The 26,527-nt window shown below is 57.9% G+C and carries 22 protein-coding genes and 1 pseudogene; 12 read left to right on the top strand and 11 right to left on the bottom strand.

Going from position 1 to position 26,527, the window contains the following annotated elements:
* The first annotated feature begins 15 nt into the window (after positions 1-15).
* The 4 genes from BFP70_RS15860 (at position 16) to BFP70_RS15845 (ending at position 6,901) form a co-directional block, all read left to right on the top strand.
* Entirely contained in the window at positions 16-900 is an 885-nt protein-coding gene (locus BFP70_RS15860) for a LysR family transcriptional regulator (protein ID WP_066012628.1), read from the top strand.
* Positions 901-1,120: 220 nt separating this feature from the next.
* Positions 1,121-2,776 carry a (2,3-dihydroxybenzoyl)adenylate synthase gene (locus BFP70_RS15855; protein WP_066012627.1) on the top strand — a complete coding sequence of 552 codons (1,656 nt, stop codon included), beginning with the start codon at positions 1,121-1,123 and terminating at the stop codon, positions 2,774-2,776.
* Positions 2,773-3,012 (top strand): phosphopantetheine-binding protein, encoded by a 240-nt coding sequence (locus BFP70_RS15850; protein WP_066012626.1) that lies wholly within the window; start codon positions 2,773-2,775, stop codon positions 3,010-3,012. Before BFP70_RS15855 ends, BFP70_RS15850 begins: the two co-directional genes overlap by 4 nt.
* Complete coding sequence (locus BFP70_RS15845; protein ID WP_255356748.1) at positions 2,987-6,901, top strand: amino acid adenylation domain-containing protein; 3,915 nt, start codon at positions 2,987-2,989, stop codon at positions 6,899-6,901. The genes BFP70_RS15850 and BFP70_RS15845 overlap by 26 nt, the downstream gene beginning before the upstream one ends.
* On the opposite strand, the gene BFP70_RS15840 is transcribed toward BFP70_RS15845, so the two are convergent.
* Positions 6,896-7,831 carry an alpha/beta hydrolase gene (locus BFP70_RS15840; RefSeq protein WP_066012624.1) on the bottom strand — a complete coding sequence of 312 codons (936 nt, stop codon included), beginning with the start codon at positions 7,829-7,831 and terminating at the stop codon, positions 6,896-6,898. The two genes, BFP70_RS15845 and BFP70_RS15840, sit on opposite strands and share 6 nt — an antisense overlap.
* Before the next feature lie 158 nt (positions 7,832-7,989).
* On the opposite strand from BFP70_RS15840, the gene BFP70_RS15835 reads away from it, so the two are divergent.
* From BFP70_RS15835 to BFP70_RS15825, 3 genes are read left to right on the top strand one after another with little or no spacing between them, the layout of a single operon-like run.
* Positions 7,990-9,051, top strand: a complete 1,062-nt coding sequence (locus BFP70_RS15835; protein ID WP_141693235.1) for an ABC transporter substrate-binding protein — start codon at positions 7,990-7,992, stop codon at positions 9,049-9,051.
* Positions 9,048-10,103: an iron ABC transporter permease gene (locus BFP70_RS15830; RefSeq protein WP_066012622.1), complete on the top strand. Its 1,056-nt coding sequence runs from the start codon at positions 9,048-9,050 to the stop codon at positions 10,101-10,103. The genes BFP70_RS15835 and BFP70_RS15830 overlap by 4 nt, the downstream gene beginning before the upstream one ends.
* The gene (locus BFP70_RS15825) at positions 10,100-10,882 is read left to right on the top strand and encodes an ABC transporter ATP-binding protein (protein ID WP_066012621.1); all 783 of its coding nucleotides are present in this window, start codon (positions 10,100-10,102) and stop codon (positions 10,880-10,882) included. Before BFP70_RS15830 ends, BFP70_RS15825 begins: the two co-directional genes overlap by 4 nt.
* Before the next feature lie 62 nt (positions 10,883-10,944).
* Here BFP70_RS15825 and BFP70_RS15820 read toward each other — a convergent pair whose 3' ends face one another.
* From BFP70_RS15820 to BFP70_RS15805, 4 genes are all read right to left on the bottom strand, one after another.
* Entirely contained in the window at positions 10,945-12,324 is a 1,380-nt protein-coding gene (locus BFP70_RS15820) for a YncE family protein (protein ID WP_066012620.1), read from the bottom strand.
* 153 nt (positions 12,325-12,477) lie between these two features.
* The gene (locus tag BFP70_RS15815) at positions 12,478-13,245 is read right to left on the bottom strand and encodes an SDR family oxidoreductase (protein ID WP_066012619.1); all 768 of its coding nucleotides are present in this window, start codon (positions 13,243-13,245) and stop codon (positions 12,478-12,480) included.
* Positions 13,242-13,895, bottom strand: coding sequence for an isochorismatase family protein (locus tag BFP70_RS15810; protein WP_066012618.1), 654 nt, complete (start codon positions 13,893-13,895; stop codon positions 13,242-13,244). The genes BFP70_RS15815 and BFP70_RS15810 overlap by 4 nt, the downstream gene beginning before the upstream one ends.
* Positions 13,896-13,917: 22 nt before the next feature.
* Complete coding sequence (locus BFP70_RS15805) at positions 13,918-15,036, bottom strand: isochorismate synthase MenF (RefSeq protein WP_176715585.1); 1,119 nt, start codon at positions 15,034-15,036, stop codon at positions 13,918-13,920.
* A 382-nt stretch (positions 15,037-15,418) separates the two neighbouring features.
* Here BFP70_RS15805 and BFP70_RS21455 point away from each other — a divergent pair, with 382 nt between their 5' ends.
* From BFP70_RS21455 to BFP70_RS15795, 3 genes are all read left to right on the top strand, one after another.
* Positions 15,419-15,802 carry a TonB-dependent receptor plug domain-containing protein gene (locus tag BFP70_RS21455; protein WP_255356747.1) on the top strand — a complete coding sequence of 128 codons (384 nt, stop codon included), beginning with the start codon at positions 15,419-15,421 and terminating at the stop codon, positions 15,800-15,802.
* 15 nt (positions 15,803-15,817) lie between these two features.
* Positions 15,818-17,518, top strand: coding sequence for a TonB-dependent siderophore receptor (locus BFP70_RS15800; RefSeq protein WP_255356746.1), 1,701 nt, complete (start codon positions 15,818-15,820; stop codon positions 17,516-17,518).
* A gap of 159 nt (positions 17,519-17,677) precedes the next feature.
* Positions 17,678-18,244, top strand: coding sequence for a thioredoxin domain-containing protein (locus BFP70_RS15795; protein WP_066012616.1), 567 nt, complete (start codon positions 17,678-17,680; stop codon positions 18,242-18,244).
* Positions 18,245-18,316: 72 nt separating this feature from the next.
* On the opposite strand, the gene BFP70_RS15790 is transcribed toward BFP70_RS15795, so the two are convergent.
* The 3 genes from BFP70_RS15790 to BFP70_RS15780 are packed head-to-tail and all read right to left on the bottom strand — an operon-like array spanning position 18,317 to position 23,996.
* Positions 18,317-19,693 (bottom strand): efflux transporter outer membrane subunit, encoded by a 1,377-nt coding sequence (locus BFP70_RS15790; RefSeq protein WP_255356745.1) that lies wholly within the window; start codon positions 19,691-19,693, stop codon positions 18,317-18,319.
* Complete coding sequence (locus tag BFP70_RS15785; RefSeq protein ID WP_066012615.1) at positions 19,690-22,797, bottom strand: multidrug efflux RND transporter permease subunit; 3,108 nt, start codon at positions 22,795-22,797, stop codon at positions 19,690-19,692. The genes BFP70_RS15790 and BFP70_RS15785 overlap by 4 nt, the downstream gene beginning before the upstream one ends.
* Before the next feature lie 5 nt (positions 22,798-22,802).
* The gene (locus BFP70_RS15780) at positions 22,803-23,996 is read right to left on the bottom strand and encodes an efflux RND transporter periplasmic adaptor subunit (RefSeq protein WP_066012614.1); all 1,194 of its coding nucleotides are present in this window, start codon (positions 23,994-23,996) and stop codon (positions 22,803-22,805) included.
* Positions 23,997-24,132: 136 nt separating this feature from the next.
* On the opposite strand from BFP70_RS15780, the gene BFP70_RS15775 reads away from it, so the two are divergent.
* Positions 24,133-24,336 carry a hypothetical protein gene (locus BFP70_RS15775; protein WP_066012613.1) on the top strand — a complete coding sequence of 68 codons (204 nt, stop codon included), beginning with the start codon at positions 24,133-24,135 and terminating at the stop codon, positions 24,334-24,336.
* The gene (locus tag BFP70_RS15770) at positions 24,333-24,923 is read left to right on the top strand and encodes a TetR/AcrR family transcriptional regulator (protein WP_066012612.1); all 591 of its coding nucleotides are present in this window, start codon (positions 24,333-24,335) and stop codon (positions 24,921-24,923) included. Before BFP70_RS15775 ends, BFP70_RS15770 begins: the two co-directional genes overlap by 4 nt.
* 60 nt (positions 24,924-24,983) lie before the next feature.
* Here the strand turns inward: BFP70_RS15770 and BFP70_RS15765 are convergent, their stop codons facing one another.
* The 3 genes and pseudogenes from BFP70_RS15765 to BFP70_RS15760 form a co-directional block, all read right to left on the bottom strand.
* Positions 24,984-25,502: a hypothetical protein gene (locus tag BFP70_RS15765; RefSeq protein WP_066012611.1), complete on the bottom strand. Its 519-nt coding sequence runs from the start codon at positions 25,500-25,502 to the stop codon at positions 24,984-24,986.
* 299 nt (positions 25,503-25,801) lie between these two features.
* Positions 25,802-26,022: pseudogene (locus tag BFP70_RS21450) on the bottom strand (integrase core domain-containing protein); the annotation flags it as partial.
* A gap of 60 nt (positions 26,023-26,082) precedes the next feature.
* On the bottom strand, positions 26,083-26,527 hold a 445-nt coding region (locus BFP70_RS15760; RefSeq protein WP_141693234.1), incomplete at its 5' end, for a transposase.

The following is a 26,527-nucleotide window of genomic DNA, read 5'->3' as shown; positions in this document are numbered from 1 at the left end:
TCTTATGTTACTCGCATGGACACACGACAGCTTGAGACATTACTGGCGATTGCACACCACGGTGGCTTTGCCGCCGCGGCGCAGGCGGTGAATTTAACCGCCTCGGCCGTCAGCCAACAAATATCCGCCCTAGAGGCGGAATTAGGTGCGCAGCTTTTTGATCGCAACCGCAGACCACCTGCGCTTACGGCGAAGGGCGCTGAAATGGTCCGCTCGGCCAATGCAATCTTGCGCATCGTGTCTGAAACCAAGGCCTCTGGCACGGATGGGGCGGTGCGCGGCACATTGGCCTTTGGCACCTTGCGCACCGGGGCCACGTCACTGGTGCCAAAGGCGCTGGCGCAGCTGAATGACACATATCCCGAGCTCAACTTCCGGCTGCGGATCGGCATGTCAGAAGAACTGATGACGGAGGTCGTTTCGGGCCAGTTGGACGGGGCGCTGGTGGCCGATCATATCGCCGTGCCGCCCAGCCTGCATTGGACCCCTGTGATCAATGAGCCGTTGGTGGTGCTGACCCCGCCGGGCACAACCGCGCGCACATTAGAGGATCTGATCGACGCAGTGCCCTATATCCGCTACCGCACACAAGTGCCGCTGGCCCGGCAGATCGACACCGAAATCGCCCGACTGGCCGCCACCCCGCGTCAGGTGGTGTCGGTCAACACAATGACGGCGGTCGTCGGCTGTGTGCAGGCGGGCTTGGGCTTTGCGGTGGTGCCTCAAACCGCGTTTCAGGATATGATAACCGCCGCGTTGAACTGGTTCCCCTTTGGCGCGCCACCTATCCACCGCCGATTGGGACTGGTGCAGCGCGCCAGCTCCAGCCGGCAAGAGGTCTTGGCGACGCTTATCACCGCGTTGCGCGCGCAGGGACGCCCGGCAGATGATCACGATTAGGCCAGAGCCGCCGCACGTAGCAGTCGCATATGTCCACCGCTAGCGTTTTTGTGTTCCAACCAGAGTGATTTTATATTTTGACTATTTTAATCAGGAAATTTAAACCGTGACCTGATCGCAAGGGGAACCTTGGGGTTCACCACCACAGCGCATTGCGCCATGACAGGTCGGATCTGCCCTCTGCCTGCATGATTGCCCGTTCGCACACAGGAGGCTTCCTATGTCCGCCCCGACACAAATATGGCCGCAAGATTTTGCACAAACCTATCGTGATAAAGGCTACTGGCGCGGTGTAACATTTGGCGAATGGCTGGATGAAATCGCGGAAAAATATGGTCCTGCCACGGCCATGGTCGCGGGCGATACACAGCTTAGCTACACGCAGCTGCGTTCAGCAGCACAGCTTTATAGCGCGGGATTTGTGGCACGCGGGTATCAACCCGGCGCGCGGGTTCTGGTGCAATTGCCCAACACAGCGCAATTCCTGCCTGTTGTCCTTGGGCTGTTTTACGCCGGGCTTGTCCCGGTCTATGTGCTTCCAGCCCATCGGCTGCGCGAAGTGGTGCATTTGGCGGTTGGCTCTGGCGCCCGCGCATTGATTGTAGCGCAATCGCATGAGGGGTTCGACTATGCACCGATGGCACGCGACGCCTTGGCACAATGCCCCGACCTGCAAGAGGCATTCATTGATGGTGCGGCCGACGACCTGACATCGCTGACAGCATTGACCCACGATACCGCGCCGCTGGAACAGCCCGTGGCCCGCGCCCCGGGCGATGTTGCCTTTTTGCAGATCTCAGGCGGGACGACCGGCTTTCCCAAGCTGATCCCCCGCACGCATGACGATTATATCTATAGTTTTGAAGCCTCGGCGCAGATTTGCGCGGTGACGGCGCAATCCAGCTATATGGTGGCCCTACCCGCCGCGCATAACTTCCCAATGAGCAGCCCAGGGTTCCTTGGCGCGCTCTCGGTTGGCGCGAAAGTGGTCTTCGCCCTTAGCCCCGCACCTGATACCGCTTTTCCGCTGATCGCCGCGCAACGGATAACACATGTCGGGCTGGTGCCGCCCCTTGCCCTGTTATGGATGCAGGCTGCGCCGAAAACGACGCATGATTTATCCTCGCTTCAGGTGTTGAATGTGGGGGGGGCGAAATTCACCCCCGAAGCCGCCGCGCGGGTAAAGCCGGTCTTGGGATGCACATTGCAGCAGGTATTTGGCATGGCAGAGGGCCTGGTCAATTACACACGCCTTGACGACCCCCAAGATGTGATCATCCACACCCAGGGGCGCCCAATCTGCCCCGATGATGAAATTTTGTTGCTGGCCGAAGACGGCACACCCACCCCGCCGGGTGTACCGGGCATTTTGCACACGCGTGGCCCCTATACGATCCGCGGCTATCATAACGCGCCAGAGGCCAATCACCGCAGTTTCATCGACGGCGGTTATTACTGCACCGGCGATATTGTCTTGCGCCGCCCTGATGGCAATCTGGAGGTACAAGGCCGCGCCGGCGATCATATCAACCGCGCGGGCGAGAAAGTGTCCGCAGAAGAAATCGAAGATCACCTGATCGCGCATGAGGCGGTGTTCGATGCTGCGGTTGTCTCGGTCCCTGATACGTTTTTGGGGGAGCGCAGCTGTGCATTTGTTGTGCTGCACGACGACCAAAAGGTCAGCCCCGCGGCCCTAAAGGCCTTCATGCGCGCACGCGACATTGCTGCCTTTAAGATCCCTGATCAGATCATCTTCACTGCCAAATTCCAGACAACCGCCGTGGGCAAAGTGGACCGCAAATCCCTGCGCGCCGCGTTGAAAGAGACGCATTTTGCCCCCCAAACTGCCAAATCCACACCGGAGACACCCGCATGAGCTTTCACTTTGACACCATCCGCACCGATGTCGCACAGGCACTGTTCATGGCCCCAGACGATATCGGGATGGAAGATAATCTTGGCGATCTGGGTCTCGATTCGATGCGGATCATGACGCTGGTTCTGGGCTGGCAGGATAAGGGGCTGACCGCGAATTTCCTCTCCTTCGCCGAGGATCAGACATTGGCGGCATGGAAAGCCGCCTTTGATGCCCAGCAGACCAACGACGCCTAAGATGAAGGATCTGGCATCAGGTGACGCGCCGCTATGTGACGCACAAGAAGGGCTGTGGATGGCGCAGCGGTTGGCCCCAGATAATGCGCTGTTCAACACCGGGCAATATATCGAACTGACCGGCCCGCTTGACCTGCAAGCCTTTGTCGCCGCCCATGATGAAGCCATGGCGCAGGCCTGCGCCCTGCGTCTGGTCATCACGCCGCAGGGGCGCCAAACCCTCGCCGGCCCGGTGCCTTTGCTGGACATTGTGGATCTGCGCGACCATGTGGATGGCCACGCTGCTGCGCTGGCCGCGATGCATGCCGACAGCCACACCCCGGTGGACCCATCCAAAGATGCGCTGTCGCGGTTCATCTTGTTTCGACTAAGTGATGGGCTGCATTATTGGTATGAACGCATCCATCATCTGGCGATTGATGGCTATGGCATGGTGTTGATCACGAACCGTGTCGCGCAGCTTTATGCGTCGCATATCGGCACCGCCCCTGCCGGACCTGATCTGGCGCCGTTTTCTCAGGCGATCACGGCCCAGGACAGCTATCGTAACGGCCCAAAACCCGCCGTGGATGCTGCGTTTTGGGCGCAGGAGCTGACCGCATTGGATCAAGAGGTCGCATCGCCCTGCGCCCGCTCTGCCGTGCCGATCTGTGCCGGACAATTCCACCGGGTGCAAACAACCGTAGCACCCGATATCGTGGCCCGGTTGCAGCAACGCGCGCAGGAACTGCGGCTGGGCTGGCCCGATGTTTTGACCATCCTTAGCGCGGCCTATCTGCGCCGCGTGTCACCAATTGGTGCACCTGTATATGGCCTGCCCTTCATGGCGCGCTTTGGCACCAAAGCCGCCCGCGTACCCTGTATGTGGATGAATGTCCTACCCTATCCTTTGCAACTGGATGAGGATGACGTGCTGAATGATCAGCTGCGCGCGCAGGCGGCGCGGCTGACCCAGATGCGCCGGCATGGACATTACCGATCAGAAGCGGCGCGCCGTGACATTGGCCGCACCCGCCGCGAAGAACGAATTTACGGCCCCCTGATCAATGTGCAACCCTTCGATGTCGCGCCAGAATTTGCCGGGCTGGACAGTCATCTGCATATCCTAAGCGCCGGTCCGGTCGAGGATATCACACTAAGCTATCGCGGTGATGGGCGCCACGGGCTGACGTTGGAAATTGATGCCAATCCAAACAGATATGACATGGACGAACTACATGCGCATCTGACGCGGTTGACCACATTCCTGGACACCGCCGTCGATGCCCAGCGGCTGCGCGATGTCGCGACCGTCACCGCAGCCGAGCATCGCCAGCAGGTTTTCGATCTGAACGCGACCGATCATCCCGTCGCCCGCACCACTTTGACCGCGCTGATTCATCAACAGATGCAGCGCAGCCCGGACGCCCCAGCGGTAATGTTCCACAATGACACCCTGACGTATCACGAGCTTGATCGCCGCTCTGCGGCATTGGCCGAGCACTTGCTTGATCAAGGCGCCGGGCCGGGGACATTGGTCGCAGTGGCGCTGCATCGCGGAATAGACCTGGCCGTGTCCTTGATGGCGGTTTTGCGGGTCGGGGCAGCCTATGTGCCACTGGATCCCGATCAACCCGACCAACGGCTGCAAGAACTGATGCAGCAGGTTCAGCCCGTCGCGCTTTTGGCGCACTCACCGATTGGTCCGCATAAGGCAGTGCAGCCTGCTGACTGGCCCCACATCCCGCGTGGCGCGACGCTTCCCGCGCCCGCCCCCGATGATCTGGCCTATGTGCTGTTTACCTCTGGCTCCACCGGCGCCCCGAAAGGCGTGATGATCGAACATGATGCCATCGTGAATCGGCTGTTGTGGATGCGCGATCATTATAAGATTTCGCCCGACGACCGGATTTTACAAAAAACACCAATCACGTTTGATGTCTCCGTCTGGGAGCTGTTCTTGCCCTATCTGGCCGGGGCGACATTGGTGATGGCGCCGCCTGATGCGCATCGTGACCCCAAGGCCCTTGCACAGGTGATCCGCGAACACCGCGTTTCGGTCCTGCATTTCGTCCCCTCAATGTTGGCGGCGTTTTTGGCCGATCCGGTTAGTCAGGGCCTGCGCACGCGGCTGGTTTTTTGCTCGGGCGAGGCATTGCCCGCCGATCTGCGCGACCGGTTCCATGGCCGGGTGGCCGCAGAATTGCACAATCTTTATGGCCCGACAGAGGCCGCCGTGGATGTCACCTATTGGGATGCCGGACGCCATGACACCAGTAACCCGCTGCCCATTGGCTCCCCCGTTTGGAACACCCGCTGCTATATTCTTGACAGTGCCTTGCGCCCTGTGCCCTGCGGCACACCAGGTGAGCTGTTCTTAGGCGGACGGCAATTGGCTCGCGGTTATCTGGGCCGTGACGACCTGACCGCGGCGCGTTTCTTGCCCGACCCGTTTCGGCCAAACGCCCGGATTTATGCCACGGGCGATCTGGCCCGCCGTCGCACAGATGGGGCAATCACCTATCTGGGCCGCAACGATCATCAGGTCAAAATCCGCGGCATGCGCGTTGAGCTGGGCGAGATCGAAGCCGCAATTTTGGCCCATGACGGCATTTCCGAAGCCGTCGTTCTGGCACGCCAGGACATGGGATCTGGCACGCGCCTGGTTGCCTATATTGTGACACAGGGCACTGGTCTGTGGGGCGATGATGCGGACAGCGCGGAAACCGACGCCCGCCGCGCAGCGTTGCGGCACCACCTGGGGCAGGCCTTGCCGCAGCATATGATCCCCAGCGACATCATGCCCCTTACGCAGCTGCCTGTCACGGCCAATGGCAAGCTGGATCGCCGCGCATTGCCCCGACCTACCACCACGCCTGCGCAGACGACCCAGCCGCAGCCGGGGTTGGAAGCCGATCTGGCACGGGCGATGCAGGATGCGCTCTGCCTGCCACACTTACCGGGCCGGGAGGCAGATTTCTTCGCATTAGGCGGCGACAGCCTGTCCGCGCTGCGTCTGTTGCTGGAAGTTGAAACCGCAACCGGGCTGATGCTGCCGCTTGGGCAACTTTTTGAAACACCTGTCATTCATGCGCTGGCAACCGCCATGACACGACAAGAAACCGCAAGCGCTGGCCTTAGCCCCGTATTGCATTTGCATCAGGGGCCAGCATCGGCCACGCCACTGATATTGCTGCACCCGGCAGGTGGTCTATGCTGGGGCTATCGGACATTGGCCCGCGCTGTCTGCGCACAAGGTGACAGGCCGGTCATCGGGTTGCAATCGCCGGTGCTGAACGGTGCGGCGATGCCCGACAAGCTGCAAGACCTGACCCGCGCCTATGCCGATCTGATTGACGCCACAACCGACAGCCAGACCATAGATCTGGCAGGGTGGTCGCTGGGCGGGATCTTGGCGCAGGATCTGGCGGTCGAACTTAGGCTGCGCGGACGCCGCCCTAATAGGGTCGCTTTGCTTGATGCTTATCCCGCAGAATGTTGGCGGGCAGAACCCGAACCCGATCCGGCCACCGCATTGCGGGCGCTGTTGGCAATCGCAGGCCTTGATCCTGACGCACATCCACAGCTGGACACGCGCGACAAAGTCGTAGCGTTCTTAAACGGTCGCAACAGTTTGATGGGCGCATTGCCGCTGCCAGTGCTGGATGCGGTTGTATGCCTTGTGACAGGAACGAACCGGCTGATCCGGGGGCATGATCACCGCCATTATGACGGCGCGATGATACATATCCGTGCCGCACATGATCATGCCGGGCGCGGGCTGACAAGCGCACTATGGCAGCCTCATTGCGCAGAACTGACGGCCCTGGATCTGCCATGTCTTCATAAAGATATGGTCGCGCCCGACCATTGCGACGCTATCGCATCCGCGCTGACCGGCAGATCATAGCGTGGGCAAACAATCCGCAGCAAAGCCCAGCACCCAAGGCAGGCTGCTGGGCAAAGTGGCAATATGCACCGCCCCGTCATAGATCTGATGGGTCACATTCAATGTCCCCGGTGCCGCAAGCGTGGCGATAAGCTGATCAAACGCCGCCGGGGCGGCATCGGGTTGCGGGCCCGGCGATCCAGTGCGTTTTTCACGCGTGCCACTGGCCAAATATGCGCGACGCCCCGTGCAATTTTTGGCCCAGGTTTGGGGAGGGGCCAAAAACGGCGCCAACCGTTCCGGGTGCCACCACAATGACGGGCTGATCGCGGCAAATTGCGCAAAGCTTTCAGGGTGACGCAGCAATTGATTGACCACAAATAGCCCGCCAAGACTGTGCCCCCAAAGCGTGCGTCGCGCAGGGTCCACCTGCACGCCTTCCTCTGCTACGCGGCGCAGCGCGCCCGTCAAAAGCGCGCTGAACTGTGCCCCGCCGCCGGTCAACCGGTCGCCATAACCTGCATCCGCGGCAAGCCCGTGCTGACCTGCCGCGCCAAAGGTCAGATCGCGAGCACGCGCATCGCGGTCAAATTGACCTTCGCATTGCTGGCCGACACCGACGATCATCAGATCCGGCACATGGGCCAGCAGGTCCGCCGTCAAAAAATCGAAGGCTGCATTCCCATCCAGCAGATACAGCACCGGCCAGCCATGCGCCGGCGCCTGCCCCTTTGGCACGGCCCGAAACACGGTATAGGGCGCAGCACCGGCTGCGCAAAGCGGATGGCTGATCCCCGTAAGTTGCACAGAGAGGTCATGGCTGTCGCAGCCCTGTCCCAACAGCTCATGACGCACCACTTGCCCCCGATGCGGTGGCAGATCCAACTGGGCCGGCGGCACCATTTGCGGCCATTCGCACACCGCCAGATGAAAAGCGCGTGTATCCCACATCTGAAAGCCCTTTCGCCCGCCTAATTACTTGATGTTTTTAGTCGGATTTGATTACTTACGCCAAGCCCTATCCGGCATGTCGACGCCGCGCAACCAACGAGTGCCCTATGTATTTCAAACACGCCCGAGTGGCAGTCCTTTTGCTATTTTCAATACTGATGTCGGCGATGCTTGCGACGGCGACGCGTGCCGACATCACATTGACAGACATAACCGGTCGCAACGTGACATTGCCACAGCCCGCCCAACGCATTGTTCTGGGCGATGGACGCCATATCATGGTGCTGGGATTGTTGACCGATGATCCGGCAAAATTGGTAGTGGGCTGGCGACAGGCCAAGGCGCTGGACCCGGCGCGGCTGCAAGCCCTAAGTGCGAAATTCCCAGAGTTGGACAACGTCGCCTCAGTCGGGGCGGGCAATCGCCAATTGTCCATCGAAAAAACCATCGCATTGCAGCCCGATCTGGTGATCCTCTCGCTGATCGACGCGCAAGATCCGCAGATGAAGGTGCCGTTGGCCCAGTTGAATGATGCCGGCATCCCTGTCCTCTTTTTGGATTTTTTCAGCCATCCGATTGAGAATTCGGCGCCCAGCCTGAAGATTTTGGGCCAGGCGATCGGCGCAAGTGACCGGGCCGCAACGTTCAACGCGTTTTACACCCAGCATCTACAGGTGATCCGCGACCGGATCGCCAAGGCCGACCCTGCCCGCCCTTCGGTTTTCGTGCAGGTCCATGCGGCGCCTGACAGCTGCTGTGCGACGGTGGGTCAGGGCGTGTTTCATGATTTCATCACCGAGGCCGGCGGGCATAATCTGGGCGACGATCTGGTTCCCGGCGTCATGGGGACTGTAGGTCTGGAGACATTGATCGCCGCCGATCCGGATTGGTTTGTGGCCACAGGTGGGCTGCATATGGCAGCGCGTGGCGGCTTGGTGATCGGTGCAGGTGTGGATCAGCGCACGGTTGATCAAAGCTTTGCTGCGGTGCTATCGGCCCCGGGCATTTCCGATCTTCGCGCCGTGCAAGATCATCAAGCCCTTGCGATATGGCATTTATTCAATGACAGCCCGATGCATATTGTCCTAATCGAATATCTGGCAAAGGCCTTCCATCCCGATCTGTTTTCCGATCTTGATCCTGCGGCGACCATGACAGAATTTCAAACCCGTTTCTCACCCATCCAATTTGACGGCGTGTTTTGGTCACGCCCGCAATGAGACACGCGCAGACAGCCGATCCCATCGCCCTTCATAACCGCCACACAGCCAAGCGCATCCTTTTGGTCGCGACCTTGGCCGGGCTGGCTGTGGTTGGCCTGCTGGCCGATTTGGTATCAGGCCCGTCAGGCCTACCCCTGTCCGAGGTGATCGGGGCGTTGCTGGGGCATGAGGATATTTCGCGAGGGGCCAGCGTGATCGTCTGGAAAGTGCGGCTTCCGGTGGCGCTGATGGCGCTGTGTGTCGGCGCGGCGTTGTCCCTGGCCGGGGCCGAGATGCAGACCGTGTTGGAAAACCCGCTGGCAGAGCCATTCACCCTTGGCGTGTCCTCTGCCGCCGCATTGGGCGCGGGGGTGGCCATTATCCTTGGGGTCAGCTTTCCGCTGTTACCGCCGGTTTGGGCCGTGTCGGCCAATGCGTTTGTCTTTGCACTGGGATCGTTGATGATCTTGCAATTTGCCTCGCGTTTGCGCGGGGGTGGGGCGGCAATGGTGATCTTATTCGGAATTGCGCTGAATTTTACCGCCGGCGCATTGCTGGCGCTACTGCAATTCGTGGCCTCAGCTGATGCGCTGCAACAATTGGTATTTTGGACCATGGGCAGTTTGGCTGGCGTGCGCTGGCAGGCAATTGCGTTGGTTGCGGTGGTCTTGCTGTTGACGGTACCGTTTTCGCTGCGGGCGGCCTGGGCACTGACGGCACTGCGGATGGGCGCGGAACAGGCGCAGGGTTTTGGTGTTGATGTGGTCCGTTTACGTCGTTGGGCCTTGATCCGCGTCAGCCTATTGGCCGCAAGCGCAGTGTCTGTGGTTGGGGTGATCGGGTTCGTCGGACTGGCCGGGCCACATATCGCACGGATTTTGGTGGGGGAGGATCACCGGTTCTTGCTGCCTGCCTCCCTACTATGCGGTGCGGTGTTGATGTCATTTGCCTCGATCATGTCGAAACTGCTGGTGCCGGGAATCTTGCTACCAATCGGTATTGTCACCTCGCTTGTGGGGCTTCCGGTGTTTTTCGCGCTGATCTTGCGCCGCCAAAGGGGGCATGCATGACCCTCAACCTGACGGATATTGACCTGTGCCGTGGGCCGCATAGCATTCTGGAGAGTCTGCGGATTGACGCGATCAACCGCGGTGAGCTGGTGGTGCTCGCTGGCCCAAACGGGGCCGGAAAATCAAGCCTGCTGCGCGCCATTTCGCAATCCCTGCCCTATCGCGGCCAGATCTGTTTTGACGGGCATGATCTGGCGACCCTGCCCCGTGCCCAACGTGTCGAACAGCTGGGCTATATGCCGCAAACACTGCAAAGCCAATCCGATCTTAGCGTGCTGGACAGTCTTTTAGTGGCGCAAAATGCCGCGGGCACGATGCGCAATACCACCACTGCCACACAATTGCAGCGCGCCGAAAATTGCCTGATCCGCCTGGGCATTCGGCATCTGGCGGCCCGCCCTCTTGCGCGGCTGTCAGGGGGGCAACGCCAAACCGTTGGGCTGGCACAAGCCATCATTCGCAACCCTGCATTGGTGTTGTTGGACGAACCGACCGCCGCGTTGGATCTGGCCATGCAGTTCCATATCCTGAACGAGATGCAATCGCTGTCTCGCGAAGGGCGAGTGGTCATTGCAGTGCTACATGACCTGACGCAGGCCGCACGTTGGGCGGATCGGATCATCGTGCTGTCCAATGGGCAGATCGCAGCGGACGGACCGCCTGCGACGGTGCTGACGCCCGCGCTTCTGGCGCAGGTTTATGGGGTGCGCGCCCGCGTAGAGCGTGACAGCGCAGGCCATCTGCTGGTCTGTGTCGACGGGCCCGTCACACCTGCCTGAACGACATGCAAAAGGCGGCCACATCGCAGTGGCCGCCCTTCACTTACCTGCCGATTATGGCCTTATTTCTTTGGCGTGATGCGCCATACTGTGTTGCCCATCGGGTCATCCTTGCCTTTGGTCTTGCTGACCACAAAGACAGTACCTGCGTCATCTGCGATCAGGTGGTTTGGGTTTGTCCCGACATCCAAGTTTGCGACAATCGCACCATCTGCATCCACCACAGCCATATTGCCCGACTGACGGTTGACAACATAGGCCAGCTTATCCGCATCCACATAGGCGACATTCAACGGCCCTGCACCCACACCGATATCGTTCAGCTCTGCGCCATCTGCATCAAGAACCTTCAGGTCATCCGAACCTTGCGACACCACGAAGATACGCTGACCATCGGCAGAGGCATCGACACCAATCGCAGATTTCGCACCCGCAAGATCATATGTGGTGACGCTGTTATCGCTCAGGTCGACCTTTGCCGCCTCGGGCGAGGTCAGCGAGACCGTATACAGCAGCTTGTCTTCGGTGTTCAGCGCAAGGCTCATCGGGGTGAATGTCTGGCGGAACTGGCCTGAGGGCACGGCGATTGTGTCCACCACTTCCAGCGATGCTGTGTCAAAGACCAGAACACCATCGGCGCTGCCGCTGACATAGGCACGACCATTGGCGGCATCAATCACCACATCACGCGGATGGCCAGCCGTTTCCGGCGGGAATTGTTTGATCAAGGACAAATCGTCTTGCGAATACACAGCCACCGTATTTTGGCGCGTGTTGGTCACCCAGACCGTATTTTTGGCATCATCAACGCCAACACCATAGACCGCGAACACGCCACCGCTGCGATCACCACGCGCCGGGGCTGCCTCTGGCGTGGTTTCGGCCAAAAGCTTCAGCGTGGTCGCATCCAGTTTGAACAAATAGGATTCTTCCACCGGCGGGCGCCCGACAGCCGATGTAACGAAGATCGTGCCATTCTTGACCGATTCCGCAACCTGATACAGGTTACCCTTTAACTGTGCAGTGGCGATGTCGAATTTTTCGGCCCCCTCCAGCGCCAGTTTCGGCGAAATTTTCGCGGAAATGACTTCGGCGGAATAGGGGTTTTGGGTTTTCACGATGATCGGATGCGTGCCAATGGCCGCATCTTCGGGCAGATCATAGGTCAACGAGAACGCGCCCGTATCATCCACCGCGACATGATCAGCCAAAACCACGTCACCGCGTTCAACCGTCACAGTCTGACCAGGCATAAAATCCGACCCGCTGACCTGCGCCGTGGCGCCAGGATACAGCGCACCGCGGTTTTCACCCGAAACCGACACGCGGCCAGTAAATTCGGCCGGGGTATCAAATGCTGTCTGGGCCACAGCCGTCGCGACGGATCCCATTAACGCCGCCATAACGCAAAACGTGCGGCCGACAGAGAAGATATTTTTCATTGAGCATCCCACTTAATAAAGGGCATGGCTGGTGCAGCCTTGGATCAGGGTTGGCACTGGCTTCGCGTTGTTGTTCTATTGCACAGGTTAAAAGTCAAGCATTGCCTGACAAATTCAATCAGGTTTTTGGCGGCACCAATCCGCCTCTTCCGCTCAGGCTTTAAGCGTGGCACCGCCATCCACATACAGATCTGCCATGGTCACGTGCCCCGCCTGATCTGACAGCAAAAACATGGTGCTGGCAGCGATATCCTCTGGCGTGGCCAATTTCCCCAACGGAATACCAGTTTTATGAAGCGCCAGATTGCCGCCAATGACCGCCTGTGCGCCCCTTTCATCAGCCCACATGCCGGTCTGCATCGGTGTCAACGTCGACCCCGGCGCGACGATGTTGCAGCGCACGCCATGGGGCGCGATCTCTAACCCAAGGCAGCGGATATACATATGCAGCGCCGCCTTGCTGGCCGGGTATGAGCCCATATTTAGCCGCGGAATATCGGCAGAGTTTGAGCCGACCGCGACGATGCTGCCGCCCTTGCGTGGCACCATCACCCGCGCCAAGGCAGAGGTGACACAAAATCCGCCATTCAAATTCACATCGACCACGCGGCGCCAATCCTCGATTGAGGTGGCCAGCAACGGCCCCCCGCCCAGGATCCCGGCAGCAAAAATACCATGGCGGATCGGGCCAAGCTGCGCCTCACATTGTGCCACAGCACGGTCAACGGCGGTAGCATCTGTCACATCCAGCGCGGCCCATATCACTCCTGGCATCGGTGCCAGATCGGCCACAGCCTCCGCACGGTCAGTCGCATAGACCTGAACACCGCTATCGACCAGCGCCGCCACCAAGGCACGCCCAATACCGCCCGCAGCACCCGCAACAAATGCCGTGGTACCATCAAACCCCGTCAGCTTCATAATGTGGCCTCCAATTGTGTCAAAACGCCTTGGGTCAACATCGGCACGCCCGCGCAGGCGGCAACCCACTCCACCGCCATGTCATGTTTGGCCTCGGAAAAATCCGCCAACGCATCGGCAACGAAGAATGGCTCAATATCGCGCTGGAACGCCTCTGCCACTGTCGCTAGGCACCCGATATGTGCATAAACCCCGGTCACAATCAGCTGGTCGCGCCCGCGCGCCCGCATCAGATCCGCGAGGTTGGAGCGCTGAAACGCGCTATAGCGATGTTTGACCAATCGAATATCGCCGGGCTGAGTGGCAAGCGGTTCGATGATGTCTTCATGCCCGGGGATGGCCTGCATACCTGGCCCCCACAGATCGGCCTGCAAACCGCGATCAGGCAGGAATTGATTGCCCTTTTGCGCCGTATAGAACACCGGAATGCCCTGCGCCCGCGCGGCCTTGGCAATCTGCGCGATCCCCGCCACCACGCTGCGCAGGGTGGACCCGTCACGGGTCAGCGCATCTTCGCCATAGGCCGCACAAAAATAGCGCTGCATGTCATGGATCAGCAAAGCCGCACGCGTGGTGCGAAGTGAAAAACTGGCACGAGGTTCCGGCAACTGCGTTGGCAGCGGATAGTCAGGGATTTTCGGCAAGGCCACGGCGATACTCCAACGTCTTAGTTCAAAGCGTGTCACAAATGCCAAGCGCCTTGCGCATGGCGGCAAATTTCGCACCTGTTTCCGCGATTTCTGATGCGGGATCGGATTGAGCTACAATCCCCGCGCCGGCAAATAATCGCGCCCGGTGACCGTCGATAAGGGCACAGCGTAGCGTGACATACCACGCCCCATCATTTTGCCCGTCCAACCAGCCCAGCGTGCCCGCATAAAAGCCGCGCTCGAACGGCTCGCTTTGGGCAATCACCTCCAACGCTGTTTGCAACGGATGACCCGCCACGGCAGGGGTCGGGTGCAGCCTATATAACAGCTCCAGGCAGGGTGTGTCGGGATCTTTCAGCACGCCCTGTATGGGTGTTCCCAGATGCCACATCGTTGCCGTGCGGTCCAACTGTGGCGCGCCGGGCACATCCAGTGTTTTGCAATACGGCGCCAGGATATCATGGATATAGTCGACCACCACGCGATGCTCTGCCAGATCCTTTGCGGATCGGCTAAGCGATTGCGCCGCATATTGATCCGCCTGCGGGTCGGCGCTGCGCCGTGCCGATCCTGCCAGCGGATGCGATATTACCGCGCCTGCGCGTTTGGACAGTAACAGTTCTGGCGTCGCGCCAACCAACCATTTTGGCCCGGTGCCACCTGCCGACGGAAGGGGCACACAATAGCTGGTAACATGGCGGTCGGCCGCCAAGGTCTGCGCAGTTTGCAGCGGATCAATTTCTGCGTCGGTTTCAAATTCCAGCGCACGCGCCAAAACGACCTTGGCCAAATCTGCGCCCGGGGCGCCAATGCGCTGTGCCGCCGCAGCCACCGCCTGGCCATATTCTGCCTGCACCGGAAACCGGGTTAAGCTGCGGCTATGCGCTTCACGCGGTGGGGCAACGGGCGGGGCGGGCGCGGTTTGAATGCAGTACAAATACCCCGGCGCGCCCCGATCAAAGGGAAACACCCCCAGAAGGCGATCTTGCGTCGCCAGCGGCATTGGCACCGCACCCGCCGCCTGCGCCAATGTCACGCTTCGGCTGTTACACACAGTGCCGAAATCCTGACCGATCAGGATCGGCTGGTCCAAACATGTCTGTGCAAAAAGGGTCGGGGCATCCTCAAGCGTCAGTCGCATCACAATCATACCTTCGATGATGTGGTTGCCTTACCGAAACGGTTGGGTGACCAGTAGAATATAGGGCTGCCGCATATGGACCTGCCCGTCTTATGTGTCGCCTATAACTCTGGCAGCAGCAAGTCAATCAAGCGCCGTGCCTCATATCAGCATTCGGATCCTACGCCGGCGCATAATTGATGACCCATCGGACGCGCCCGCAATTAGCTCCGCCATGCCAAAAGCCCATATTTTTATAAGGTTTCACCAGCCAAGCGGACCAGTTCTGCGACATTTTCGTCAAATGAATATTTTCGATCGTCGGGCACTTGAGTCCTCCTCACGAAAAACTTACTAAAAAAGTCAATAATCATGAAAGGACATAGAAATGCTCCGACGCCCCATGCGTACAGCCCTTGTCATCACCACAGCATTGTCACCCCTGACTGCGCTTGCACAAGAAATTACCGATATTGCCGAAATCACGGTAAACGGATCCAGCTACGAAACCGAAGGTACAGATAGCTACAAAAGCGATCTGATCTCGGTCGGGGAAAAATCGGCAATGACCCCGCGTGAGGTGCCGCAATCCACCACAGTCATCACCCATAAACAGATCGAAGACGGCGGCTATACCGCATTGGAAACCGCAATGCAGGATGCGCCCGGCATCATGGTGTTGACCAATGACACAGGCCGGTCATCGCTGTATTCCCGCGGCTTTGAATTTGATTATCTGTATTATGACGGGCTGCCAGCGCCAGTGTCATCGATTTATGGCACCTAGCCCGATCTGTCGATCGTGGACCATGTTGAAATTTTGAAAGGTCCGTCGGGCCTGTTTATCGGCACCGGCTCGCCTGCAGGATCGGTAAATATGCGCCTGAAACAGGCGGACCGTGTTGATCCGGGCGGCTATATCACCGCCACCGCAAATTCCTTTGGGTCGGCCCGGTTTGAGGGCGACATCGGCGGCGCGCTGAACGCCGATGGCACCGTGCGCGGCCGTGCTGTTTTGGCCTATGGTGATGGCGACGGGGCCATCGACAAACAAAAGAACGGCGTAAAACAGCTGTATGGCGCCTTGGCATGGGATATTTCGCCCAGCACCACGGCCACATTTTCGGTATCCCATATGGAACGCGATATTGCGCCCTATAACGGCCTGCCAACCTATTCCGATGGCACGCTGCTGTGGCTGGATGCCGATACCACAACGGCTGCAGATTGGAACACATTTAGCAACAGCGTCACTGATGCCATCGTCGCCGTCGAGCATGAATTCGACACCGGCGCGCGTGTGAAATTCTCGCTGCGGGATTCGCAACAAGATACCGATTTCCTGTATGCCTATGCCTCAAGCGCGGCAGCGGCGGATAACACCGTCAATGGCCTGCGTTGGTTGGCGCGAGATTTCAGCCAAGAATCTTTAGCCGTGGATGCCCATGCTGAGCTGCCCTTCACCCTGGGCACATGGGACGCAACGGCAATCGTTGGGGTGGATGCCCAAAAGACCACGGCAACCACCTATCAAGATCGTGGCCAGATCAGTGGAACCTACGATTTAGACAATTGGGATGTGTCGGGTGTGGCCAAACCCAATGTGGATTACTTCGGCTCCAGCACCGCGACACGGACCCGGACAGAAACCACATCGACCGGGGTTTATGGGCAATTGCGGGTAAAGCCGACCCAGGCACTGACCGTCATCGGCGGTGCACGCCTGTCGTGGTATGATAGTGACTCAACCAATTTGATCACCAACACCACGACCAACAGCTCGGAGAACGGGCATGTGACACCCTTCGCCGGCGTGACATATGATGTCACGCCCAGCACCACCATTTACGCCAGCTATTCCGAGATTTTCCAACCGCAAACCGATCTGGATATCAATGGCAAAACGCTCGATCCGCTGGAGGGGCAGCAATTTGAACTCGGCGTCAAGGCCGAGCTGGCCTATGGTGTGAACGTCTCCGCCGCCGCGTATCAATTGGAACAGGTCAACCGCGCCCTGTCTTCGACCGATGGCAGTTATTCCATTGCCCAAGGAGAAATCCGCGTGCGAGGCATCGAATTGGAAGCCGCCGGTGAGATCGGTCCGAACCTGCATCTGTCGGGCGGCTATACCTATGCGCAGTCGGAATATCTGAATGGGCCTGACGAAGGGGATGTGTTCTCAACCTACACGCCCCGCAATATCTTGAAGCTATCGTTAATGTATGATGTGCCGCAAGGCGCGTTGGAAGGCTGGAGCTTTGGCGGGCATCTGCGTGCAATGTCTGGCTTCTCATCGGTGTCTCAAGGCATCACGATCAACGCGCCGGGATATGGTCTGGTGGATCTGACAGCAAAGAAAACACTGACCAATGGTGTGGATTTGCAATTTGGCGTCGATAACGTGTTAGACAAAGCCTATTACAGCCGTGTGGGTGGGACTTCTGTGTTCAACTTCCGTGGAGAAGAGCGCAGCTATAGTATCGCGATGACCAAACGCTTCTAAAGATTGCGGCGGGCGGCAACGCCCGCCCGTTCCCCGTTCCGTTCCATTCCCGGCCATATGGGACCAAACAATTGTGATCTGGCCAATCAGAACATTGAAACATCCCCGGCGGGCCATATCGTTAAACTTGCAGCCGCAATGTTCAACAAGGATCGATCAATGACCCAAGCCACAGAACTGACCGCAGCACCGCTGATCAAAGGCACTGGCCCGGATCTGTTTGAGATGTTCCTAGAACCCACCTGCCCGTTTTCGGTCAGGGCCTTCAACAAGATCGACGCCCTGTTAGATGCCGCAGGTGAAGATAAGATCAGCGTCAAAATCACGCTGATTTCGCAGCCTTGGCATATGTTTTCCGGTGTCGTGACCCGTGCCGTCTTGGCAGCGGCGACTTTGCCAGACGGTGCGCAGGCCGCTTTCAAGGTTATGCAGGCTGTAGCCGATCACCGCGAAAAATTTGAATTTGAAGATCATTGCCGTGGACCAAATATGGACACCACGCCACGCGAAATCCTGCATCGTTTGGAAAGCTATAGCGGTGTCGCACTGGCCGATGCCTTCGACGTGCCGCAGCTACAAAAAGTTATCAAACGTCACACGAAATACGCGCGCCAAAACGGCATTCATATCTCTCCGACCTTCATGATCAACGGGATTGCATATCCCGAGATTGGGAGCGGCGAACCCGTTGAAGACTGGGCAAAGCGGATCTTTCAAGAGGCATAATTACCCAGGCCACACGCGTCGCCAAAGTTATAAAAATGGGGCGGAAAGGGCCGCCCCATTTGATTGGTGCGATCAATTCGTCACGGATGCCTCTTGTGGGGATTGGGCGTAACCCGCCCCCGCACCAATTGCGATTTGCAACATTGCCCATTCCTGTGCTGCGGTATTGCGCGCCGAAGCCGCCGCGATCCGCGCCGTTGCCTGTGAACGGTCTGTGTCAAGCAGGTCCAGCAAGGTCAGCGCACCATTCCGATAATTGGTCCGGCCCAATTCCAACGCACGGGTATAGGATTGCGCCGCCTGATCCAAACGCGCCGCCTGTTGGCGATATTGCTGCAGATTGGATTGTGCGACCTGCACATCCTCAACCGCACCCATCACCGCCGAGCGCCAGTCAATTTCCGCCTGTTTGGCTGCAGAAACCTGTGCATCACGCGCCGCACGCAACGCCCCTTGGTTCAAAATCGCCAGCGTGACAGAGGGGCCGAAGCTCCAGCTTTTGGTGGTGCTGACACCCGACACATCCCCAGTCAGGCTGAGAGAGGGATACAGCGCCGCCTGATCCACCCCAACTTGCGCCACCTGTTGATGCAAGACCGCCTCGTAATAGCGGACATCGGGACGATTGCGCAGCAGATCTGCCGGAACGCCGGTCGCGATATTGCCCGGGATACGCAGCTGCGATGCCCCACGCTGCATCTGCGCCATCAATGGTCCTGCCGGTTCATTCATCAATGTTGCAATGGCAAATACCGATGCCCGGAATTGTGCCAAGTAGCTGGGCAATTCAGCGCGTGCAGAATCCAGCGCCGCCTGTGCCTCGGCCAATTCAAATGTCGTAGCAGCCCCGGCGTTGACCTCTTGCTGGGTGATGTTGAACGTATCTTGCCGCGTGGTGATCGTCTGCCGGGTAAGTGCCAGCGCCTCTTGGTAGTAGCGCGCGTCAGAGTAATCCGCGATCAGCTCTGCCAGCCATGCAAGGCGCTGCGTGCCAACATCAGATTGTGCTGCCACAAGATTGGCCTGCGCCGCCTCTTGTTCACGACGGATCCCGCCGAACAGATCCAGCACCACACCCGCACTGAGATCCGAATTGGTTTGCCAGGCGCTGCCTTGCCCATCCGTGCCAGAGCGCGTGCGGCTGACGGTGCCTGATCCGCTAAGCGCGGAATTCACGCCTGTCTGGCGCAGCTGTGCGCGCGCCTGACGGATACGTTCTTGCGCCTGCACGATATCCAGACTTTGCGCAAAGCCGCGTTCCACCAGACCGGTCAACATCGGGTCACGGTAATCACGCCACCAGGCCTTCTGCGCCACCTCATTCAGCTGCGCCGCATCGCCACCTACAAATTGCGCTGTCAGCGCGGCGTTGGGGGCCTGAAAATTCGGACCCACCGCTGCGCAACCCGCCACCAGCATCACCGGCGCCCATTTCAACATCTGTTTCATACAGTCTCCTTGCGGCGCCAGCCGCGAACTTTTTCCACACTCAACATCACCGCCACATACAGCACCGGCACCATTAAAATCCCGAACAATGCCGAGAAGGCAATCCCGCCAAGCATCCCGATCCCGATAGAGTTCTGTGCATTGGCACCGGTTCCGCTGGCCGTAGCCAATGGTAAAACCCCAAGCCCAAAGGCGAATGTTGTCATCAAAATCGGGCGCAAACGCATCCGCGCTGCTGATTTTACGGCCTCAAACAGGGATTGCCCCTCTTTGCGCAGGCTTTCGGCAAACTCCACGATCAAGATCGCGTTTCGTGCCGCCAGACCGATGGTCGTCAGCATGCCAACCTTGAAATAGACGTCGTTGGATTGTCCCAGTAGCCATGCCGCCAGCAAAGCCCCCAACAGCGCCACCGGCACCGAGAGCATGACGGAGAATGGCACCGCCCAGCTTTCATACAAAGCTGCAAGTGCGAGGAACACGACAATCGCGGACAGGGTATACAGCATAGGCTCCTGATTGCCCGACAGCTGCTCTTGATAGGACAGTCCTGTCCACGCAAGGTCGTACCCGTCAAGATTTCCAACAATCTGCGCCATTTCATTCATCGCATCACCCGAGCTGACACCTTCCCCCGGAGAGCCTTGAAGCTCTATCGCGTTGGTGCCGCCATACCGGCTGATAGTGGTATATGTTTTGCCCCAGACCTGTGTGCTAAACGATGACATCGGCACCATTTCATCACTGCTATTGCGCATATACCAGGATTTGATGTCCTCTGGCTGCATCCGGTTTGGCTGATCGCCCATAACACGCACATCGCGCAATTTGCCATTCAATGTGAAGTCATTCACGTAGTTTCCGGCAAAGATCGTCGACAGATTGGAATTGATATCAGAGATTGTCAGTCCAAGCGCCTGCGCCTTCTCTGGGTCAATATCAATCGACAGCTGAGTTTCTGTGTTGGCCTCAAAGCCGCGGATCGCGGTGGCTTTGCCACTGGCCTGGGCCTGTTGTGCGACCTGCATCGCAGTTTGCTGCAATGCCTCCAAGCCGGCGCCGCCCTGATCGATCAGATACATGCTGAATCCGTTGGACGAGCCCATCCCCTGAATGGCAGGCGGCTGTAAGAAAAACACCTGACCATAGCGGCCCGAGCCAAAATACATATTTGCCTGCATCGCGACATCGGCCGCAGACATATTGGGCCGCTCAGCCAATTCTTTCAGCTTGACGAACATCATCGCGTTATTCTGACCCTGACCCGAGAAGCCAAAGCCGATCGCGGCGAAATCACCCTCTACATAATCCCCCATCTGGGTGTTCATAAAGTCGCGCATTGCTTCGATCGTCTTTTGCGTCTGCGCACGCGTCGCGTTTTGTGGCAACGCAACAGAGGCCATCAATACGCCCTGATCCTCGGTCGGGACAAAGCTGGATTGCAGCCGACCATAGACCATCGAAATCCCAACGCCGATGGCCAGAACAACAATGATCATTCGCAGCGGTCGTTTCATCAACATAACGACCGAGCCCAGATAGCCACCGGTCAGACGGTCCATGCCCGCATTGAATTTCCGTGCAGGCCAGATTTTCTTTTCACCATGCGTGGACTTCAGCAAGGACGCACACATTGCCGGCGTCAACACAAGCGCGACGAACAGTGACAAGACCATCGCCGTAATAATGGTTACCGAAAACTGCCGATAGATGATCCCGGTCGACCCGGTCATAAAGGCCATCGGCAAGAATACCGACGACAGCACAACCACGATCCCAACAAGCGCGGTCGTGATCTCACGCATACTTTTCTCGGTGGCCTCAACGGGGCCGAGCCCCTCTTCCTCCATCACGCGTTCGACGTTTTCCACAACGACAATCGCGTCATCGACCAACAGGCCAATCGCCAAAACAAGCGCGAACATCGTCAATGTGTTAATCGACATACCTGCAATCGCCAGCACCCCAAAGGTGCCCAGCAAAACAACCGGCACAGCGATACAGGGGATGATCGTCGCACGCCAGCTTTGCAAAAAGACCAAGATCACGATGAAGACCAACACGATGGCTTCGCCCAAAGTGTGATAGATCTGATTGATGGACTCTTGCACAAATGGCGTCGTGTCATAGGGATAGACGACCGACACGCCTTCTGGTAGCGTCTTCGCCAAACGATCAATGGCCGCATGCACCCGCGCGGATGTATCCACAGCATTCGCACCATTTTGCAAATTGACGCCAAAGCCGGTGGCGTTTTTGCCGTCATACTGGCCCATCACGCTGTAATCATCATCAGCCAATTCGATCCGCGACACATCACCAAGATAGACCGACGATCCATCCTCGGTTGTCGTCAAAACGATCTTGCGGAAATCATCCACAGATACCAACTGCGACTGCGCTTTCAGCGAGATGGTCATCTGCTGCCCGGTCGCATTGGGCAATGCCCCAAGTGACCCGACGCTGACATTGGTGTTTTGCGCCGAAACAGCCGTGGTCACATCGCTGGGCGTCAGGTTGTATTGATACAGCTTGTCCGGATCCAACCAGATCCGCATCGCATATTCAGAGCCAAACACGTTGATCGAACCAACGCCTTCCAGACGCTGAATTGTATTTTCCATCGTGGTCGAGAACATATCGCCCAGCTCGACCCCGGAATAGGAGTTGTCATCGGACACCAATGCACCGACCAACAAGATCGAGCTGGTAGAGCGCGTCACGGTCACGCCCGTTTGCGTCACCGCCGTGGGCAATGTGCTTTCAACAAGCTGAAGCTTATTTTGAACCTGAACCTGCGCGATATCGCCATCGGTGCTGCTGTTAAACACCAATGAGATCGACGAACTGCCTTCGGTGGAAGAAGATGTCATATATAACAGGCCATCAAGGCCGGTCATCCCATCTTCAATAACCGAAGTCACGGAATTTGCCACAATCTGCGCCGAGGCGCCAGAATAGCTGGCTTGGACGCGGACCGTCGTGGGTGCCACTTCGGGATATTGTGAAATCGCAAGGCTGTTTAGACCAAAGGCCCCGCCCAGCATCAATGCAATTGCAAGGACCCACGCGAACACTGGGCGGTGAATGAAAAACTGTGCCATGCTGATTATTCCGATGCCGACGTCTGGTCGGTCATGGCATCTTCAGATGCCGTTTTGATGTCTTGCGTGGTGCCCGAACTGGTGATCTGAACCGCGGTCGGGGCCAAGGCGGCACCGGCCTGTAAATTCTTCTGACCATCCACGACCACCTGAACCCCGTCATCCAGCCCCGAGGTCACGATCCAGGAATTATCGTAGCTGCCCTGCGTTGCAAGGGACACGGATTGGGCGGTGCCATCCTGTCCCACGATGAACACCGATAGCATGCCATTGGCGTCATGCGAGCCTGCGCGCTGTGGCACAAGAAAGGCTTGCTGCGTGCCCAATGTCACTGTGGCGCGCAAGAACATGCCGGGCAAAATCTTGCGCTCAGGGTTGTCGAATTCAAACCGCACATTGACCGCACCGGTGGTGGTCGATACGGTTGAAGACGGCGTAACCAATGTGCCTGCGCCCGAATACACATCACCATTATCAAGCGTCAGGCTTGCGGTAATTTGCTGATCTTTGGTCAATGCGCCACTGTCGATCTGATCGCGAATGGCCAGCATATCTGCGGCGGGGGCAGACAGATCAACCTCAATCGGGTCAAGCGTGGTTACAGTGGTCAACGCCGTGGTCTGACCCGAGGTCACAAGATCCCCAACCGACACATCCGCCACATCCACCACCCCATTAATAGGGGAGCGGATCGTGGTCCAGCCCAGCTGAATATCGGCAAATTTCAAAGCCGCTTGCGCGGATTGCAACGCCGCTTGCGCCGAAGCCAGCGCGGATTTGGCGCTGTCGACATCATCGGCGGTATAGCCGGATCCCTCCAGCTTTTTGGCACGGTCATAGGCGGCTTGTTTGACGGGCAAATCCGCCTGCGCCGAAGCCAGTGTCGCCGCATCTGCAGCCACCGTGGCCTGATAACTTGCATCATCCAACTGGAACAATGGGTCACCCGCCGACACAATGGCGCCCGGTTGATACAGTTTTGCGGTCACGACACCATCAACGCGGGGACGAATATCCGCAAGCTCTGTCGCGACCGCGCGTCCTGGCAGTTTAGCCTGAACCGGCACCGTCGTCTTGCTCAGCGTTACAACGCCGACCTGCGTCTTTGCCGCCGCCTCTTGCGCCATCACGGCGCGCGGCGCCAAAAGTAACAGCGCGAATCCCAACGCGCGACAGGCACGCCCATTAAACTTGTACATAATAACCGTTCCTGATCGTGTCTGTGTCTAACGTTCCGTAGCGGCGATTCCGTTGCTTTTCACGGTTGCCACAAGGCCGGACAAGACTCACTTGCGTTCAACTTGCATAGTGTGCAAATTTTGCGTGGAGCGCAACATGCTTGCGAAACGTAAAACTAAACAGTGGGTTATTATAAGCATGCATGGTAATATTTCCACATACGCGGGTAACTACTGGTGTTTATACGAAAAATTTGACATTCAGCGTGATGTGCCCAAGATGGCAGCCTATTCGCTATGCAAAAAACGCATGGCGGACTTCACGCCTGAACATGTCGTATTTAATGGAACCGCGCCATGACCGGCCTTCGATCCCGCAGACGCAGTGAAACCGCCAAGGATATTCAACGCGCTGCCTTGTCTTTGATTCAGCGTGACGGCTATGACGCCGTAACCACCGATGCGATCAGCCGCGCTGCCGGGATCAGTCAGCGCACATTTTTCAACTATTACGCCAACAAAGAATCCGCCCTTATGGGGGAGCTGCCAGAGATCTCTGAACAGGCCCGCGCCGCATTACTGTCGGGCGAAGGGCCAGCCCATCGTGATCTGTATCGGATGATGTATTTCCATACATTGGGCGCGATGGACAAACGCGAAGAACTGCTGGTCTTTGTCTGCCTGCTGAATGAACATCCACAGATCTTTCAGCTGTATCTAACCCGGCGCGAGCAGATAAACCGTCAGCTGGAAAGCCTGCTGGCAGAAAAATTCCCTGATTTACCCGAGATGATGATCAAAATCTTGGCGGATGTGATGTTGAACACAGGATGGGCTGCCATTCGGTGCTGGTTGCAAACAGACACCACATTAGAGGCCGCCTTTGACAATGCCTGGGCATCCTTGCTGGATTGTTTGCCTTTGTTATTACCTACAACGCAGGAATGATCCCAAAAAACAATGGGCGCCCCCGCAGGGACGCCCATGTTTACAAAATGACCACAGGGATCAGTTGTTATCCAGATCGCTGGTTGCGGTGACATAGGCCGCTGCGATCTGTGCCGGGGTTTTGCCCGCCGGATCGATCCCTGCGCGCGCCGCCAATTGTGCCAGACCAGCATTTTGCGTTGCGTCTTCTTTCGCATAGGCGTCAATCAAGCGCTGTTTCGCATCGGGGTCTGTGTGGTTGCGACTGGCTTGAACCAATTGCTGCAACTGACCAGTGGTGTATTTGCCCGCCGGAACGCCGGCCTGTGCGGCAAGCTGCGCGTCACCGGCGCCTGCAGGGGCTGCGCCTGCGTTTTCCAAAACGAACGCGCTTTTCAGCTGATCAACATCCACACTTTGATTCGTGTCACGCTGAGCTTTGATGATCGCGTCAAGCTGGCCGATGGTGTAGACGCCGGGTTGAACGCCGGCTTCGGTCGACAACTGCACCTGTGCAGGTGAGAAGGTTTGTGCATTTGCAGTGACAGCACCACCAGCAAGAGCGGCAGTCAAAGCGACGGCAATAGGTGTGATACGCATGATAAATCTCCATAAATACAAGAGGGAGGCGCAGGAGCCACGGTCCTTAATATTGGCCGTGCGGGGCTGCGTGTCGCCTCGATAAAGGGGATATATGGCGGCATTTCGGCCGGTCAAGATGGGTATTTTCGATTTTGTAAAGTGCAAAGGTGCACAATAATGTGTATCATGACACATGGAACAAAATGCTTTTTACAGTATGCCAAACCAACGAATTTAATACGATCAGCGACATGAAGAGGTGGTCCCCGTCTTTTGGCCAGTTTGCGTCCTGATTTAAGGTGGATCTTGGTTTTGTTTCAGGCTGCTATTTTCTCGGGTTCGATTTTGGTCTCATAGACCTCTTTCGGGGGCAAGATGCCGTGGGTTGAGCGAGGCCGTTAGCGTTATACTAGGCCCGCCATTTTCTGATGCCCGCTCTTGCCTCTAAGCCGGTTTCAAATGCGTTCAGGTAGACGCATTCGTATTTCAACGAGCGCCAAAGCCGTTCAATCATCGGGTTGTCGATCCAGCGGCCTCGGTCAGCGCATTGGTCCATTCAAAGCCAGTGAACTGCTATCCTTGGACGCCCTTCTAAGAGTCAAGCGGCGATTTGTGTCTGATTGATCTCTGTGTAGCGGCGCATGATGATGCCGAAGACTTCGCGTGCGATGTAACGTTTGAGGCTGCGAATGGCTTCCAGCTTTGAGTTTCCGGCAGCGATCCGTTTGGCAATGTAGGCTTGAGTGCGTGGGTCCAGTCGCAAACGTCCGATGGCGATAATGTGGATCGCACTGTTGGCTGCGCGATCACCGCCTCTGTTCAACCTGTGCCGGACAGTTTTGCCAGAAGACGCAGGCACGGGACTGACGCCGCACAGGGCGACAAAGCTGGCTTCGGATTTCAACCGCTCTGGATTGTCGCCAGCCGTCAGCAACAATTGTGCCGCGCTGTTCAGGCCGATCGCGGTCTGTTCGAGCAGCTCAGGAGCAAGGTCCTTGACGATGGCTTCAATCATGTCATCCAGATCGGCGATCTCGTCATGC

The sequence above is a fragment of the Thioclava sp. SK-1 genome, from assembly GCF_001705665.1.
GTDB lineage: Bacteria > Pseudomonadota > Alphaproteobacteria > Rhodobacterales > Rhodobacteraceae > Thioclava.
This window is presented reverse-complemented; position numbering and strand designations above follow the sequence as displayed.

What these genes read in the sequence shown, in the direction of transcription:
- BFP70_RS15860 (WP_066012628.1), top strand. Translation starts at nt 16, where the DNA reads ATGGACACACGACAGCTTGAGACATTACTGGCGATTGCACACCACGGT.
- BFP70_RS15855 (WP_066012627.1), top strand. Translation starts at nt 1,121, where the DNA reads ATGTCCGCCCCGACACAAATATGGCCGCAAGATTTTGCACAAACCTAT.
- BFP70_RS15850 (WP_066012626.1), top strand. Translation starts at nt 2,773, where the DNA reads ATGAGCTTTCACTTTGACACCATCCGCACCGATGTCGCACAGGCACTG.
- BFP70_RS15845 (WP_255356748.1), top strand. Translation starts at nt 2,987, where the DNA reads ATGCCCAGCAGACCAACGACGCCTAAGATGAAGGATCTGGCATCAGGT.
- BFP70_RS15840 (WP_066012624.1), bottom strand. Translation starts at nt 7,831, where the DNA reads ATGTGGGATACACGCGCTTTTCATCTGGCGGTGTGCGAATGGCCGCAA.
- BFP70_RS15835 (WP_141693235.1), top strand. Translation starts at nt 7,990, where the DNA reads ATGTCGGCGATGCTTGCGACGGCGACGCGTGCCGACATCACATTGACA.
- BFP70_RS15830 (WP_066012622.1), top strand. Translation starts at nt 9,048, where the DNA reads ATGAGACACGCGCAGACAGCCGATCCCATCGCCCTTCATAACCGCCAC.
- BFP70_RS15825 (WP_066012621.1), top strand. Translation starts at nt 10,100, where the DNA reads ATGACCCTCAACCTGACGGATATTGACCTGTGCCGTGGGCCGCATAGC.
- BFP70_RS15820 (WP_066012620.1), bottom strand. Translation starts at nt 12,324, where the DNA reads ATGAAAAATATCTTCTCTGTCGGCCGCACGTTTTGCGTTATGGCGGCG.
- BFP70_RS15815 (WP_066012619.1), bottom strand. Translation starts at nt 13,245, where the DNA reads ATGAAGCTGACGGGGTTTGATGGTACCACGGCATTTGTTGCGGGTGCT.
- BFP70_RS15805 (WP_176715585.1), bottom strand. Translation starts at nt 15,036, where the DNA reads ATGCGACTGACGCTTGAGGATGCCCCGACCCTTTTTGCACAGACATGT.
- BFP70_RS21455 (WP_255356747.1), top strand. Translation starts at nt 15,419, where the DNA reads ATGCGTACAGCCCTTGTCATCACCACAGCATTGTCACCCCTGACTGCG.
- BFP70_RS15795 (WP_066012616.1), top strand. Translation starts at nt 17,678, where the DNA reads ATGACCCAAGCCACAGAACTGACCGCAGCACCGCTGATCAAAGGCACT.
- BFP70_RS15790 (WP_255356745.1), bottom strand. Translation starts at nt 19,693, where the DNA reads ATGAAACAGATGTTGAAATGGGCGCCGGTGATGCTGGTGGCGGGTTGC.
- BFP70_RS15785 (WP_066012615.1), bottom strand. Translation starts at nt 22,797, where the DNA reads ATGGCACAGTTTTTCATTCACCGCCCAGTGTTCGCGTGGGTCCTTGCA.
- BFP70_RS15780 (WP_066012614.1), bottom strand. Translation starts at nt 23,996, where the DNA reads ATGTACAAGTTTAATGGGCGTGCCTGTCGCGCGTTGGGATTCGCGCTG.
- BFP70_RS15775 (WP_066012613.1), top strand. Translation starts at nt 24,133, where the DNA reads ATGCTTGCGAAACGTAAAACTAAACAGTGGGTTATTATAAGCATGCAT.
- BFP70_RS15770 (WP_066012612.1), top strand. Translation starts at nt 24,333, where the DNA reads ATGACCGGCCTTCGATCCCGCAGACGCAGTGAAACCGCCAAGGATATT.
- BFP70_RS15765 (WP_066012611.1), bottom strand. Translation starts at nt 25,502, where the DNA reads ATGCGTATCACACCTATTGCCGTCGCTTTGACTGCCGCTCTTGCTGGT.